This is a genomic window from Aerococcus sp. UMB1112A, assembly GCF_030230715.1.
In the GTDB taxonomy this organism is placed as follows: Bacteria; Bacillota; Bacilli; order Lactobacillales; family Aerococcaceae; genus Aerococcus.
Window position 1 is genome coordinate 42,545 of record NZ_JASPDS010000012.1, and the last position, 15,462, is coordinate 58,006.

At 44.6% G+C, this 15,462-nt stretch carries 13 protein-coding genes; all 13 read left to right on the forward strand.

The features are described 5' to 3' along the window. Positions 1-54 precede the first annotated feature (54 nt). Positions 55-2,235: a phage tail family protein gene (locus QP860_RS07635; RefSeq protein ID WP_013439729.1), complete on the forward strand. Its 2,181-nt coding sequence runs from the start codon at positions 55-57 to the stop codon at positions 2,233-2,235. Between the two features lie 18 nt (positions 2,236-2,253). Further along, entirely contained in the window at positions 2,254-4,692 is a 2,439-nt protein-coding gene (locus QP860_RS07640) for a phage tail spike protein (RefSeq protein WP_013439728.1), read from the forward strand. 2 nt (positions 4,693-4,694) lie between these two features. Further along, positions 4,695-10,259 carry a gp58-like family protein gene (locus QP860_RS07645; protein ID WP_013439727.1) on the forward strand — a complete coding sequence of 1,855 codons (5,565 nt, stop codon included), beginning with the start codon at positions 4,695-4,697 and terminating at the stop codon, positions 10,257-10,259. Between the two features lie 79 nt (positions 10,260-10,338). Continuing rightward, positions 10,339-10,557, forward strand: coding sequence for a hypothetical protein (locus QP860_RS07650; protein WP_013439726.1), 219 nt, complete (start codon positions 10,339-10,341; stop codon positions 10,555-10,557). Positions 10,558-10,570: 13 nt separating this feature from the next. After that, entirely contained in the window at positions 10,571-10,810 is a 240-nt protein-coding gene (locus QP860_RS07655) for a hypothetical protein (protein WP_013439725.1), read from the forward strand. A gap of 2 nt (positions 10,811-10,812) precedes the next feature. Beyond that, the gene (locus QP860_RS07660; RefSeq protein ID WP_013439724.1) at positions 10,813-10,962 is read left to right on the forward strand and encodes a hypothetical protein; all 150 of its coding nucleotides are present in this window, start codon (positions 10,813-10,815) and stop codon (positions 10,960-10,962) included. Continuing rightward, positions 10,928-11,344, forward strand: a complete 417-nt coding sequence (locus QP860_RS07665; RefSeq protein WP_041811825.1) for a hypothetical protein — start codon at positions 10,928-10,930, stop codon at positions 11,342-11,344. The genes QP860_RS07660 and QP860_RS07665 overlap by 35 nt, the downstream gene beginning before the upstream one ends. 20 nt (positions 11,345-11,364) lie before the next feature. After that, positions 11,365-11,694, forward strand: coding sequence for a hypothetical protein (locus tag QP860_RS07670; protein ID WP_041811822.1), 330 nt, complete (start codon positions 11,365-11,367; stop codon positions 11,692-11,694). Then, on the forward strand, positions 11,691-12,038 hold the full coding sequence (locus tag QP860_RS07675) for a phage holin, LLH family (protein ID WP_013439723.1): 348 nt from the start codon (positions 11,691-11,693) through the stop codon (positions 12,036-12,038). The genes QP860_RS07670 and QP860_RS07675 overlap by 4 nt, the downstream gene beginning before the upstream one ends. Continuing rightward, the gene (locus QP860_RS07680) at positions 12,019-13,212 is read left to right on the forward strand and encodes a GH25 family lysozyme (RefSeq protein WP_013439722.1); all 1,194 of its coding nucleotides are present in this window, start codon (positions 12,019-12,021) and stop codon (positions 13,210-13,212) included. The genes QP860_RS07675 and QP860_RS07680 overlap by 20 nt, the downstream gene beginning before the upstream one ends. Position 13,213: 1 nt before the next feature. Continuing rightward, positions 13,214-13,564 (forward strand): hypothetical protein, encoded by a 351-nt coding sequence (locus QP860_RS07685; RefSeq protein ID WP_016057819.1) that lies wholly within the window; start codon positions 13,214-13,216, stop codon positions 13,562-13,564. A 316-nt stretch (positions 13,565-13,880) separates the two neighbouring features. Next, positions 13,881-14,792 (forward strand): AcrVA2 family anti-CRISPR protein, encoded by a 912-nt coding sequence (locus QP860_RS07690; RefSeq protein ID WP_041811817.1) that lies wholly within the window; start codon positions 13,881-13,883, stop codon positions 14,790-14,792. Continuing rightward, positions 14,785-15,282, forward strand: coding sequence for an SHOCT domain-containing protein (locus QP860_RS07695; RefSeq protein ID WP_013439720.1), 498 nt, complete (start codon positions 14,785-14,787; stop codon positions 15,280-15,282). The genes QP860_RS07690 and QP860_RS07695 overlap by 8 nt, the downstream gene beginning before the upstream one ends. Positions 15,283-15,462 lie beyond the last annotated feature (180 nt).

Sequence of the window (15,462 nt, forward strand, 5' to 3'; positions counted from 1 at the left end):
AGTGTGGCATTATAGCCACGGGATAGGGCGGGTATTTAATTTAGGGGTGAACTCATGATTGATATGGAACATCACACACCTGTTGATCCAGACACCATTAGTAATGATGATGCTTGGATTAACGGGCTTTCTTTTATCAAGGATATTAAGGTTCGGCCAGTCAAAAGTTCGATCTCTATTGGGCCAACCATGAGTGCCGTAAATGAAAGCATTCCGGGCAAGTACGGGAATTTCTATGAAGGCATGAACTATGAAAGCAGGGAAATCAACTTTCAGATCTTTGCAAAGTGTGGGACTGATGAACGGTTAGAGCAAGAGATCAGAGAAAACATTGCCCAGGCCTTTATCAAGTTTAATCCTAGCAATCCAACACTAGAATACGAATTAGTATTTGGTAATGAAAGTGTATCTGGCTTCGGTTATCATGCGCACAAACACTATATTGGTCACGTTACTAGTATTGGTGCTCCGCAATATTTACATGATGATGAGACCAGGGACTTTACCTGTGACATTACGTTTGAGTGCTCCGACCCACGTGCATATCTTCCTATGCACACAGTACAAGGCGTATTCACCTCAAACGATAACACAGAAGTAAAAATAAATTACAATGACGGTACAGCTCCAGCTGAGTTTGAAGCTGAAGTCTTATATGCCAGCAACAAGGCGGCTCGTCATATAGGCTTTATTACTGACAACGGTGGTGTCATGGCAATTGGCGATGACAGCTCTGAAGTAGGCAGCTGGTCTAGCTCAAATGGTACATCAGAAACAAACAATCTGATTCCAACAAAGTGGGATCCAACTAATCTTGTTGATATTGCCAACTCAGTATCGGGTACATTGGCAAACTGGGTAACTGACCAAGCTACTATCTCACAGAACTTTGCAAACCTTCAATGGGGACACGATTCAGTAGGTCAAACCATTGGCGGGGCAGTTACGACCGAGGGTACGAAGATTACCGTAGGCACTCGTAAGGTAAAGGGCTATAAGCCTAGCGAGTATCCTAAGAACAAGGAATTAAAGCCGACTGATGGCAAGAGCTATAGCGTTCAAAATTATGGGACTGACGAGGTGATGAGAACAACCAATAATGGTGTGCCTACTGGTACTCCATGGTATGGGCCTGTAATTGTAAGCACCGGGATTATTCCAGCTGACACAAGCACGGCCATGAATAATTTCAAGATCACTTTTAGAATCCACCATACAAAGTATGGCAATGGACACCCACATAATGCTAGAGCTATGGGCGATATTGAGTTTCTGCTGCTGGATGCAAGCAACAACGCATTCTTTAGAGCCGGGATTAAAGATTCATCAACTGGTGAAGCCCCAACTCTGATTATGCAATTTTGCAAACCTGGTAGTGCATGGAGTGACCAAGCAAACGTACTTACTCTGGTAAGTGATTCCAAGGCTGCTCTTAGAGGTCAGACCAAGAGAAACGACCAGATCGTTAGAGTTCCATACAAGACCAAATCAATCACAACAATTGTCCGGAAGGTTGTAAGCAAGACTTCAAGAAGGTCTACCTCATCAACCACACGAACTTCCAAGACAAAGAGAAGTGGCAAGAGCAGGGCAATTACTTCTCACTCTAGTTCAAGCACAAGCACGACTACTAGGCCGGAAAAGAAAACATCATACCAATACAGTTATTACACTGAAAAGACTAAGAATGAGGAAAACGCATTTACTAACGGGTGGATTGAAGTTACTCTCAGCCGGGAGTTTGGTAAGTTCTACATCGAAGCTTACAAGCTGGACAGCAATGGAAATCACATGAAGGACGGTTGGTCATTCACAAAGTATAAGAGTACACCAGTGCCGAACGTTCCAACTGGAGACGTTTCATTAAGTCGTGTTGCTTGTGGATTCTTTAAGCACTCAATTATGGAAGATACGGTTACTCCATTTGAAATCTATAGATCTTGTTCATTGAGTATGACACATTGTTCAATCTGGGCAATGAATGAAGAGTACTACAATATGTATGCACCAAAGGATATTAAGAGCTATCCTAACGTAACTATCTCAAGTGGCGATCATGTAACCTTTAGTTCAATTGAAACTAAGGTTGAAAAGAATGGTGTAGCAGCCCAACCAACTTGGGGGACTAATTATCCTACACTTACGCCACAGAAGATCAACACTCTGCATTTCAAGAGTGATGGAGATTTGACTGGAGCAACATATAAGATTGAGTGGGCACCAAGAATGCTTTAAAGGAGCGTGATTAATTAAATGGCAGTAAGCGAATACGGACAATACCGGATTCTGAACGAGGACTTGATGGCGATTGGCGTTTTGAAAATTGGCGGCAAGACTGAATTTTACGGCGATACGATTACGCACCAGGTTGCGGACGCAGACCAATCCTCATCATCATACGGCGAATCACCTCAAGCTCCAACAAATGAAAACAATCCTAACCTTAATGCTGAGTCAAAGAACTTTGACCACTCCGGTAGCATTTCAGTTCTTGAAAAGCCAGGCACTGACTCAGAAAAAATCAAGATTGGCAATTGCCTAGCATACTATGATGAGCCTCAAGAGCGCTGGTATGTAATGAAGATTTGGAATGTGGAAAGAACTTTGAATGCTAGTGGTGCTCACGTGCTCACTGCCCAGCTGGTTAACCTGGGCTTGTGGGATTTGCACTACAGAATGACACAGAAGAAGTCAATGAAGAGTGCATCAGCAAAGACCGCTTTCTATTGGCTCTTGCAGGATATGGACTGGAATGCAGACTTTAGTGCAATTCAGAATTATTCTGTTACTGGTGATGTGGAGTTCAATGCAAACACTAAGAGTTCAGCAATGCTCCAAACGCTCTTGCAGCAATATAATCTTGAGTGTGACTTTTACGTAGAGTATAAAGGCAACTATGTAACTAAAAAGATTTTTCAAGTCGCACCAGAAATTGACTCTGGCTATTATGGCGAAGCTTATGTAGGAAAGAACGTAACAGCCCTCAGTCAACAAACGAACGGTGACGTTATCACTCGGCTTACTGTCATCGGCCCTAACGGCGAAACAATGGCGAAAGCTGACAATTACACATCTGGCCCTATCAAACATGATAAGGGCTTTTCTTATGTCTACGATAGTGATGCAAACGCTGAATACAGTGATGGTAAGCACTGGCTTGACGGGGTGATTACCACAGACAATATCACAGATGCAGCAGGTCTGATGATGTACGGCGCTAAGCTTTTGAAGATGTATAATCACCCAAGAATCAGCTATACCTTGCAATGCACCCACACTTTCAATCCGAAACTGGGCGCTACTGTAAGAACTAAAGACTTTTTGGCTGACCCAGAAATTACTACCTACCAAAGAGTAATCAGCAAGACATTTTCATTTGCTGACCCAAGTCAAAATACTGTTTCATTTGGTGAATTTGTGACCGTTAGACGGGTTACGCCTGCATGGCTGGCTAACTATAGCACTAACATTCAGAAGGCTCTTAAAGCGGCTAAGGAGGATGCTGCAAACATCTCAGTTTCTGTGCTCACTCCGGATGGTACTGACTTTAAAGGCAGTGACCAAACTAAGCGATTCTATATCCAAGCTTGGTCAATGGGAACTAACATCAGCGGCTATGTTCAAAATCAAGGCTTTGAATTTTTGAAATACAAGTCAGACACAATAAGTTTAGATGGCACGGTCGATGATAGTTCAATTGGCGAGTATGAAAAGACCTTGTATGGCTATTCCCAGACATTGACCAGCAAAGACCTGGGCAACTATAGAGCACAAGTAGATAACGACTACCTTACCAGCGATGCTGAAATCTATCCAGACCAGACAGCTAGCGTTAGCGTGGCTCAACTACCACACGAAGCGTTCGGCCACCAGGTGGCTTTGCAGAACGCTTGGAGGTTGAGTGATGGCTCGCTTGTGACTACGTACTCTCTTGAAGGCGTAGGCGATGGCCTGAACAAGTATGACAATGACTGTGCATTGATTCACTATTCAACAAGCGGCAATGTTTTAGGCTCAGCCAGAATTGCCAGCGGTGGTCACGGTTCTTGCTTTGGTGTGCAGGAAGTAAACAGCGACTACTGTTATGTTTACATGAACACGTACAATAATGATGATTCCAGCAATAAGTACAGATTTACACGAATTAAGTTTATGCTACAGCAAACCAATGTTAAGGTTTCAGACAACAAGACGAGCCGTGATGATTTCAAAATTGGCTATACCAGTCCCGACTATTTCTATACAAGCTTAGATAATGACAGCGGCTATTGTGTGGTAGTGTTCAGCAAAGATTGGCATGCTTACACTGTTAAGCTGACAGATTTAATGGCAGGCAATTTTAAGCCAACTCAAAACACAGTGCTTACTGATTACGACTGGAATCCGCAAACTCAGACTTGGCAGTCTCCGGCGATCAAATACCCATACGTATTTTGGCATAGCGGTGACTATGACATGCACGACAGGCGGGTGCTTTACGGCGTCAACATGGAGCACAAGGGGCAAGTCTTTGAACTGGAATACAACTTCCTGGACTATATCCACACTCCAGTTGACTGCAACGTAGTTGAACCCGAAGCATTGTCATACAGAGATGGCAAGTTGTTAGTGTCGTTCAATTGTGCGAATACTAATGGCAATAGCATTACGAGAATCGAACCTGTTTTTGAAATTCCATTAAAGGGGAGATAAAGATGAAAAGCAAATCAGTTTCGGTCAATGTTACAGCAAATGGCTTAGCCGCGAATCAAGCTCAGCAGGCAGCCAATCAAGCGGTAACGGTAGCCAATAAATATAAAATGGCATGGGACGAAGCCAACTCTGAAACTATTGAAGCATTGAACACAGCGCAAAAAGAATTTGAATCTAATCTTTCCTGGGTTAAGAGCCAAATCTATGAAGGCCAGCACCAAAACGATAGTGCAGTAGCGAGCCTGCGGTCAGACATGGAATCAAGCTGGAACTCTATGTCAACTGTGGAAGAAAGTTTGTACAACTCTGCAATCACAGCAACTAGTGAAGTTGACAGTCATCTTGAAAGTTTACGTGTACAAAACAGTTTGTCATTGGCAGACCTCCACAGTACAGCAAATAGTCTCCATGCAGTGGATGAGAGTTTGCATTCCAATATGGACACTATCAGAGGCTCTTTGAATGATACTAGAAATAGTCTAGCAACGACTACCAACGATTTGGCTAATGTTAAGACCAGTTTGGTCGATACTAAGACAAGCCTTGCAACAGCTACCAGTGAAATAGCCAATGATCTGAACAACGCTAAAAACAGTTTGGCTGCAGTGGACAACGATCTGAGAAATGGTGTGAAGCAGGCAAGCAACGATCTGTCAGTGGCAAAGACCAGCTTGGAGGCTACTAGAAATAGTCTGGCTACGACTACCTCAGAACTGCAAAGGCAGACTGGACAGCTTAGTGGTAGCTTGTCTACAGCCAACAGCATGATTATGTTTAATAGCGATGCTATTGCAGAAGTCAAGCACACGGCTGAGGAGATCAGCACGACAGTAGTAGGCGGTGGCAACAATCTGCTAAATGACTCTAGTGATACACTCAAGACCTTTACCGGTCAAGCTTGGATGTGGGAATCATCTAAAAGCGACATTATTCCGACACACTCAATAGACGGTGAAACAGTCACTCTTAGTGCATGGATTGAAAATCCATCAAAAGAGGCTTGGGTGCAAATGTATACAGACAAAGGACGTTTTCTGGGTAATAAAATCCCTGCCGGAGGTAGTGGTTGGTCACAAGTAACCTACACAATGCCGAGTGGTTGGTCGGTATGGAACGTGGTTGTCGGGTGTGGTGACAGTTCAGGCACAATTACATTGAGTTACAAAGATGTTAAGCTTGAACTTGGCCCAAACCGCACAGCTTGGAAGCCGTCTAATGGTGACATAGCTCAGCTGAAAGTAACGGCCGATGCGATCAAGGCGGACTTGACCAATACCAAGGGTGATGTTGCTTCTGTTAAAGCTACAGCAAATAGTTTGCAATCACAGATCACAGATAATAAAAACAACATTTCTTCGGTCAAACAAACGGCTGACAGTTTGACCACGAGAATGTCAAATGCAGAAGGAAATGTAAGCAGTCTTCAACAGACGACTAGTGGGCTAACCACTAGAGTAAGCAATACAGAAGGTAACGTGTCTGGCCTTCAACAGACGGCAACTAAGCTCCAGTCAGACTTGACTAATGCTAAGGGGGATATCAGTAGCTTACAACAAACGGCAAATGGACTGACATCACGGGTTGGCAATGCTGAGGGGAACATTTCACAGCTTCAACAGACAGCTAACGGTTTAACTAGCACGGTAAGCAATTTGCACGCTGGTGACAGAAACTATGCACGCAACACTTCAAACGAGTGGCAAACATTAACTGGATTTACAGGCGCAACTAATTACTGTACACCAGACTTTGGCGTTTTCTACCCAGACGATTTGCAAATAGGTGATACTGTAACAATCGGTTATACGATAAAAAACAGTGGTATTCAATCTGGCAAATTTCAATTACAAGGCCCAGGAAATGTCACGGTTTGGAATGCCGGTAGCATTGGTTCTCCTTCGTATGATATTTCTAAAGTATGTCCAGATGGCGCAACCACAACACTCGTTCAATACCTTACACTGACCGCTGACAATCTTAAAAACAGTAAATTCAATTTAAGAATCAGAACAGACAATTTTCCAGCCGGAACGTTATCGTACAAGGGCTTATTTGTAAAAAAGGGCAACTTGGCAACCGATTGGTCTCCAGCTCCGGAAGACGTAGATGATTCAATCTCCCAAATCAAGCAAACAGCTGACCAAATTCAAGCCCAGGTCACCAACGCACAGGGCGACATTTCCTCGGTGACGCAAACAGCTAACGCAGTCAAAACCGATCTGGTTAACACCAAGGGAGACGTGGCTGCGGTCAAGGCTACGGCTGATAGTCTGACAGCGCAAATGGCCGATGCAAATGGTAATATCTCACAATTACAACAGACGGCTAAAGGCTTACAGTCTACCGTGACTGACCAGTCCGACAAGATTTCACAACTACAGCAGGATGCTGATGGGTTAAGCGCAACTGTGGGCGGTGCGGCTATTGATTTAATTCCAAATCTCGATCAGCCATTTGTCATGGGTTACGGGATTGCCAACACGACTTGGCAAGACAGTAACTCATACATCCAGTTACCTACAACTAAAATACATCCAGAAGTCCTCCCGCAGACTGCTGGGTTTACGTTAAATATCCCATGGCAAGCAGGTAAAACCTACATGCAGTCGATCATCTTTGAAACTGATGCAAAGGTCACTGACGGCATGAAATGGACGTGGTTTGCAGGTGGAAGTCATAGGGTAGAAAATGCAACGCTTGTTAAACTGGGAAATAACACTTATAGGCTTATTGGGTCATACACACCAACAGCTAGTGAAGCTACTCATTTGCTCCGTATGTTTGATATTTTTAACTTCACTGACGTTGTTGACGTGACGACTGGGACTTACTTGAAGTTCCGCAATCCTCGTATTTGGTGTCCAGATGACAACAGCCTTGCGCAATTAAAGCTCACTGCAGACGGCCTAACCAGCAAGGTTGCCGACACGCAAGGTAATGTGTCTAAACTGGAACAAACAGCAAGCGACTTGCAAACCCAGATCACCAACACAAAGGATGATGTTGCTAGCGTCAAGGTTACGGCTGATTCAGTCAGAACAGACCTCACTAACGCCAATCATGACATTGCCAGTGTCAAGGCCAAGGCGGACAGTCTAACCTCCAGCATGGCTAACGCAAACAATCAGATCAGCACTCTCCAACAGCGGGCAGACAGCATCACCAGCACGCTGAGCAATGGTGGGGTTAACTTGCTTTCTGGGACTAGTGATTTCTCTTGGCCTTTAGCCTGGTGGGCGGGTTCTGGCTCTAGCTCTATAAATCAATCAGACACATACAATGATTCAGAAAAGGTAACTGAGCACAAATGCGTTATGAAGCCGGAGGAATGGCAAGGTATTTGGTGGGGCGGCAACAACACGGTGGGTCAGACTTACACGCTTTCGTTTGATGCACGGTGCGACAACGGCAAAGCCAAGATTTGTGTGATGGGGCTTGAAGGCAACTTCTTAACAGATGCTCCACTTACGACCGAGTGGGTTCGTTACCATGTTTCCGGTAAGGTAACATCTGGCGGCCACAACTGGGTAACGTACTTCTCAACGACGGAATCAGACAACGTTTACACTCGCAAATACCAAATTGAATATGGCGAAACAGCCACTCCATGGAAACCGTCCAATGGCGATATCACCTCCCTCCAGCAGACAGCAAGTGGGCTCACCGCAGACATGAAGGACGCGAAGGGTAATATTTCCTCCCTCCAGGTTACGGCTAGTCAGTTCACAACCCGCTTGCACGATGCAGAGAATAACGTGTCCAGCCTGCAATTAACGTCAAAGGAACTGGATACCCAGATCAAGGCAGTTGATGGCAGAGCAACTTCGATTAAGGAAACTGCTGACGGAATCAGCGCGCGTGTATCAAGAATCGAAGGCAACAACGTAGTTGGCTCCCTTCTGAAACTGGATGGCAGCGAAGCTGGTCTTGGTACGTATGTAAACAATAAGCTGATTGCTGGGATTAATACAAATCCAGATGGTGTATGTATTGAAGGTAAGAACATCCACCTTAATGGTCAGACACACATTGACGATGGTGTTATCAACGCAAGCAAGATTACCGTTCATAATTCAGTTGGTAATGCTGACGGTTCAGCATCAGATCAAAATCTTGCAATAGCGTGGGGCCAGCTTAACTCCACAATTGGTGGTAAAGATGACCAAGGCAACACCTTGTGGGGGTCGATTAATCAGACTAACAGCAAGCTGACCAGCTACTATCAAGAATTAAAAAACGATGGTTCGTCTACCCGCTCTTTGATTCAACAAACATCAAAGGATATCCTTTTAGCCGTTGATCAGAAGGTTAAGTACAAAACTTACACTGTATCTGCATCAAGTCCTTGGGACTTCAATTACACAAAGTCAACTTATGAGAACTGGTTCATAAATGGTGACACGAGTGGCAATTACTTCTACAATGGGCCAGACGGTTTAAAGCCATGGGTATACGTTCAGTCTCGTGGGTCAGCCGATGGTACTCGGTTTGTCGTTACCGTTTGGCGGGACTATGACCCAACGCAATATCAGCGCACGTGGACTGGTGACCACTGGACGCCTTGGGTTATGCTTCCTAACAGTTCAAACCTTATCTCAGCTATCAACCTTAGCCCAGATGGTGTGACAATCGATGGTAAGAACATCGAACTAAACGGTAACACTACAATTCGTGGTCAACTCAATTTATTACCTACTGACCAAAGATATGTCGATCAAAGAGTCCAGGGATTTCATAATCCTTGGGCTTGGCGGGATGCAAACGTGTTTGCCGGGAGTGGTGGCCTTCAGCTACAGTCAACGATTGTTTCACAGAGCTACAGTAATGACAATACGTCAATCAGCGGACTAAGAGGAGATTCGTCTGCCGCTATAACGACACTTGCCCCTACATATCTGAAGTTTACCGTATATCCTTCGTGGAATGATGTCAACAACGGCTTTACTAATCAATTGGCTAGAACCTACATCGATGCGGGTAGAATTGAAACGAATGACGTCCAGGCAGGCAACTTCAGACTTACAGGCAGTAAAATGCGTGGTCTTAACGACAGTCTTTACGTCACCAACTGGAACGGCACTAACTTTGACAATGCTGGTTCTGTCGGCTTCCAGGTCTGGTCTGGCATTGGTCTGGGCCAGAACACAATATATATGCCATCCGGAGACCTCTATATCCAGCAAGGCAATGTTGGCCCATTATTGGGCCAGCGTTATAGCGATGCTGGTAAGGTCAATGTGCACTGCAATAGCGTTATTTCTCGGAGGGCAAACACGGTATCATCCCGGCTTTCAGTTAAGACAGCAATCACCAAGGTGACCTATGACCGTGCGCTTATGGCCGTTCAAAACACTGACATGTACGACTACCGCTATACCAGTGACGAAACTGGTCAGCACTATGTTTCCGGGATTATCGATGACATTCACGATAAGCCAGAGTACAACATGGATCCGATGCTGATTAACAAAGAACGCACTGCCAGAATTGACGCAAACTTGCTGGGTTATCACCAAGTTGTATTGCAAGAAATTCTCAAGAGATTAGACAAATTAGAAGCAAAGTAAATTGAGATTAATTAGAGACAAACGTTCCCCTCCGGAACGATATAATTGTAGTGTGTGAGAACTATAAAGGAGAACACATATGGATTTAAGAATTAATAATATTGAGCCGAAGTACGACAATGAGATCATCACTGGTGAGACCGTTTCCGTATCCGGCTACGCAAACGATGGTTCCGGCGATTATGTCAATGGCCGAATTACTATCAACAAGTCAGAACTGGCAAGTGGCAAGACCTTTGATGACATGACACCAAAGGATGTCATTGCACTTGTCAAGAGTAAGTTAACTTTCGCATAAAGGAGAATAAATCATGAAGATTAACGCAAGAGGCATTAGCTACCAATTCTCAGATTCAGACGGTAGCACTAAGTCAATCACTATTAACTTGAGTGGTACAGAAGCATCTGACTACATCAATGGTTCCCTCGTAATCACGGCATCAGATTTAACTGACGGTACGACCTTGGATAGCTTGAACAAGACGCAGATCACAACCTTGGGCTTGAAGAAGCTGGAAGCTTACGTTAAGGCTGCATTAGGCGAGGCTTAATTATGAACATTGACGCAAATGATGTTATTGCAAAGTATCGCAAGCTGACTGATGATTTGCAGTACAACCTGCTGCTGATGCAGGTGCAAGTTGAACAACTCCAGAAGGAATTACAAGATGCTAAGAAGAACGATGAAAAGGCTACTGAATAATGGCTGGCACTGCATCGTTGGCTTTTCCTTAATCTTGAATGGCTTTGTGCTTACAATCAGCACACGCTATTTCTTTTGGCCGCCTCATCCAAAATTTATTACCGATTTTCTCAATGACGACATTGTAGGATACACGGGGATTTTGATTGGGATAGGCATGATTCACTGGGCATATCAAGAACACGGTTCATACAAAATGAACCGTTTTTTGCTTGCTAGCAGTTCTTCATTTTATACAATGATGGGGCTAACGGAATTGATGCACTTACTTTTTGCACGTCCGTTTACTCCCCGCATGGAATGGGGCGCTGTTAGCGACTTGGTTATGGTCCTGGTGACTTTGTACATGGCAAGGAAATCACCAACGAGAGAAGATGAATGATAGAAGGGAATGGTTGACGCATGGCCTCTTTGATGGACTGGTTAACGAGAATCATTCCCACGGCAGGCACAGTCCTAATAGCACTATTTAGTTACTGGACAAGCAAGCAAAAGAATGATCGTGAGCTACAGCAAGACGAACGTTCGGCACTGCGTGAAGATTTAAAAGATCAAAGAGAACGCAATGCTTATTTAGAGCAACTGCATGTTGAAGATCAAAAAGAGATTGACGATTTAACTAAGCAGGTTTCTAAATATTCCTTACGTTTAATTGAACTTGAAAACGAGCTAGGTACGAAGCATACGTTTACTGACGCAAGCGATCATGGGGACGATGAGGTGCAAAAATGACACACGAAATTATCGTAGATATTATTTTGGCAGTGATTGCTTTAATTGGGACAATCATGTGCCAAATTGTAAAGCAAGACAGCAAGGCAAGATTGGCCTTGCAGATTATCAATAGCGTAGCACCAGCTGCCGTTGTTGCTGCTGAAAAAATTGGTGGTGCTGGCAATGTTAAGTTTACCAAGGCGGTTGATTTTGTTCAGCATGCACTCAATCAAGCAGGCATTGACAACGCTGACTTGACTATGATTGAAAACGCAGTTGAAGCACAGTGGGCAGAATTGTCCAAGGTGGGGACGCTGGACCAATACAAGAAAGAGGTGCCAAGTGAGAAAGTTAAATCTTAGTTTAGCGACTGGAGCGTTTGCTTTGGCCCTGTCAGCATCTCCAGTCAGTGCCTCCACACGACGCTTAGGCATGGACGTGTCCAGCTATCAAGACAGTTCATACACTTACTTTAATAGCATGAAGGCTAAGGGAGCTAAGTTTGTCCTTGTCAAGCTGGGCGGCAGTGGTGGCGGCGAAGGTTACCACTATCAAAACCCTAAGGCCAGCGCACAGCTTTCAAACGCGAAAAAGGCTGGTCTGGACGTTGGCGGGTACTACTGGGGACAATTTGGCGCAGACAAATATAAGGCTGCTCAAATGGCTAAAATGGCCGTTTCAGACGCAAAGAAGTTTGGACTTGAGTCTGGCTCAGCAATTGCTCTGGACTATGAAGCCGGAGCGACTTATTCAAAGAGTGCAAACACGGCTGCTGTAAAAACGTTCATGGATGCAGTAAAGAAGGCAGGCTACAAGCCTATTCTGTACTCTGGCGCGTACTATCTGAAACAGTACGTAGACTATGAATCAATTGGCAAGCAGTACGGTGATGTACTTTGGGTGGCTAGTTACAAGACAACTAGCTTGCAAACCAAACCAGATTTCGGCTACTTCCCTAGCATGAATCATGTAGGGATGTGGCAGTATGCTGACAACTGGTACGGCATCGATGGCAATGTGGAATTGATTAATGGTCTGGTATCCACCGGCAAGGTGGCAAAGAAGACTCCAGTCACTCCAGCCAACGCTGCGACCAACAAGGCCCAGGGAGTTCAGCCTATTCCTAAGTCAAACAAGTACACGATCAAGCAAGGCGACAGCTGGTATGCAATTGCCAAGCGTTACGGGCTTGATGCAGGCTTGCTTGCCCAGCTGAATGGCAAGACAACCAAGAGCATGATCCATCCAGGAAACGTCATTAAGTTGACTGGCACGATCACGATTAAAGTCGAACCTAAGAAAGCTGTTAAGAAGCCTAAGGTTACCACGCACGTGGTCAAGGTCAACAGTTTGGGCGCTGGCAAGGAAACCTGGAAGGTGAACTTGATTGGTTCAAACGGCAAGTATGCTAACCATTACGTTGCCCAGGGTTCAAGCTGGAAGACTACCAAGAGCAAGACCTTTAAGAAGGGGAAGGCTTACTTGATTGGCAAGGACTTATGGATTCTGTCTAAGTATGTAAAGGTGGTCAAGTAATATGGCATTAAGTTTAGGCGTAGCGGAGACTGTTGCCAAGGTGGGCGACACTTCCCAGATTTATACGCTGGATTTATACGATGACGAAATGGACTTGTATCTTACTGATGACTATGACCCAGAGGATATTGAGGTCAGAGTTGCTAATGAGCAAGGCCAGTATTTGTTTAGTACTGATGCAAGCGACATTGTGATTACCGATGATGACACGATTAGTGTTCTGGGCACTAAGCTTGCAGCACAGCCTGCTGGTCTGTATCAATTCGAAGTGCGATTGAAGAATGATGATGACACAGAAACCATCTTCCCAACTGGTGCACGACCTGTTGTTCGGTTAGTGGGGTCTATTTAGTCCACACAGTGTGGAGGGTGACAGGTGTGACAGATTGTGTCACCGGCCTTCAGCCCTACAGCCACAAGGGATTCAGTCGCTTACCGTGACGCAAACGTACTCTACTCTATATCTTTATATAGAAGAAGAAGAAGTATATATAGGAGATAGGGGAAAATTGGGGACTTCCGTCACAAAAAGTGCCCCAATCCCTTGTGGGAGTAAGAGTTACGGGTGGGTGACAGATCCGTCACGCCTGTCACATGAAAAGCCTTACCGGAGAAATTCTGGTAAGGCTTTTTTGTTTTGCTATAATATGGGTGTGGAGGAAAAGCCAATGAAGAAAGAAAAATGCTTACCATTACGGATGTTGAAACTAACGTCCAGCAAATACCCCAGCGCCTGGTCTGAAATTGAATCAGCCAGGGAAAATAGAAATTGGCCTGACTGGTGCTATGTTCCAATCAACCGCTGCCTAACAATTACTATGGCAAGCCAAGCAAATGTATTTCAGCAGGTCCAGGATGCCGTTCTCATGTCAGCCCTAGCACCGTGGAGGATAAGCAAGGAAATCTATGTGTTTGATAACGAGCTAGCCAATGATCTGTATAGCCAGCCACTGGACAAACTCCCCACCGTGGTATTTGAAAGACTGCCGTTTCCAGCAATCTACATACAAGCGCCTGGACTGGGTGTGAATGGTTTCTTTGTCAGCCGAGAATATGATGTAAAGAACAAGGCGGTTGAATTGCGATTTACTTTTTGCAACAACACTGCCGAAGCCTGGCCTGCCTTCATAGCCTATGATTCGGCAAGCACGATCAAAGAGGCTGTGGATAAGATGTCACTGGGGCGGGAAAATCCAAGGCTGTTCGATATGGTCAAGAAGGCAATGCAGCTGACGCTCTATCTCTGCACTGGCAATCCGGAAGTTAGACCACGCCAGAATCGATTTAAGCGGCCTACGAGCCACCCTAAAGATAGTTATAGGGAAATACGCACATGGGACGTAGGACTTCGCTACGGAGCTGCTATCAAGCAATACAAGCAAACCAATAAAACGCACGCAGGAAGTCATACGGGAAAGCGACCGCATTATCGCAGAGGACATTTTCAACATTACTGGAGAGGGCCTAGAAACGGGAAACGGACATTGGAATTTATTTGGATTGACCCAATCTTAGTTAATGCAGATAAGGTTGACGGAGAACTGCCAGCTGTTATACACGAGGTAAAGGATAATGATTAAGAGAAGATTAGTAGGCGGTATTTTATTATTGGTGCTGGCGTTGTTTGAACTGCTTTTGTTCATTACTTATTGTGTTGAGTATTTAGACTATAGCCAATTGACGGATGCTGTGTTTATGTCCAAGTATTTAGTCTTTATGATCTGGTCAATAGTCTTAGGTATTATCTACATTGCTACCTGCAAGCGTAGACCGGTTAAATGGCAAGAAGTAACTTTAGCGTGCATTACTCCTGCATTGTTGCTTTTTACCTACTCAAGTCTTGTGGCATATTTGCCAGCATATAATCTTTTTAGACTTGTTGCGTTTTTACTAATTGTTTTTCAATGCTTAGGTCTTCCAGGTAAGAATGGATTTAAAGACTACCCGTATAAAGATCAAGGACACGATAGCCAATCCATAGAAAAGCTGACTAAGCTCAAAGAGCTGCTGGACAGTGGGGCGATCACTCAAGAAGAGTTTGATCAAGAGAAAGAGAAAATTTGGAAATAAAATGAAAGAGAGCCACTCGGAAATTAATCTGAGTGGCTCATTTTTGGCACAAACTCCAGCAACTTTGATGGACTTTAAAGGCCAAAGATGGCCTATAAAAAGTGCTGTAAATCCTAGTGCAGTGCGGTTTGTCTAGGAAAGCGATGATTGATACTATGTACCGGACCAGTATGTGCAGTC

Bases quoted from the DNA above. Each gene is read 5' to 3' on its own strand.
- QP860_RS07690 (WP_041811817.1), top strand. From the start codon at position 13,881: ATGAAGAAAGAAAAATGCTTACCATTACGGATGTTGAAACTAACGTCC.
- QP860_RS07635 (WP_013439729.1), top strand. From the start codon at position 55: ATGATTGATATGGAACATCACACACCTGTTGATCCAGACACCATTAGT.
- QP860_RS07660 (WP_013439724.1), top strand. From the start codon at position 10,813: ATGAACATTGACGCAAATGATGTTATTGCAAAGTATCGCAAGCTGACT.
- QP860_RS07675 (WP_013439723.1), top strand. From the start codon at position 11,691: ATGACACACGAAATTATCGTAGATATTATTTTGGCAGTGATTGCTTTA.
- QP860_RS07645 (WP_013439727.1), top strand. From the start codon at position 4,695: ATGAAAAGCAAATCAGTTTCGGTCAATGTTACAGCAAATGGCTTAGCC.
- QP860_RS07650 (WP_013439726.1), top strand. From the start codon at position 10,339: ATGGATTTAAGAATTAATAATATTGAGCCGAAGTACGACAATGAGATC.
- QP860_RS07640 (WP_013439728.1), top strand. From the start codon at position 2,254: ATGGCAGTAAGCGAATACGGACAATACCGGATTCTGAACGAGGACTTG.
- QP860_RS07695 (WP_013439720.1), top strand. From the start codon at position 14,785: ATGATTAAGAGAAGATTAGTAGGCGGTATTTTATTATTGGTGCTGGCG.
- QP860_RS07655 (WP_013439725.1), top strand. From the start codon at position 10,571: ATGAAGATTAACGCAAGAGGCATTAGCTACCAATTCTCAGATTCAGAC.
- QP860_RS07670 (WP_041811822.1), top strand. From the start codon at position 11,365: ATGGCCTCTTTGATGGACTGGTTAACGAGAATCATTCCCACGGCAGGC.
- QP860_RS07665 (WP_041811825.1), top strand. From the start codon at position 10,928: ATGCTAAGAAGAACGATGAAAAGGCTACTGAATAATGGCTGGCACTGC.
- QP860_RS07685 (WP_016057819.1), top strand. From the start codon at position 13,214: ATGGCATTAAGTTTAGGCGTAGCGGAGACTGTTGCCAAGGTGGGCGAC.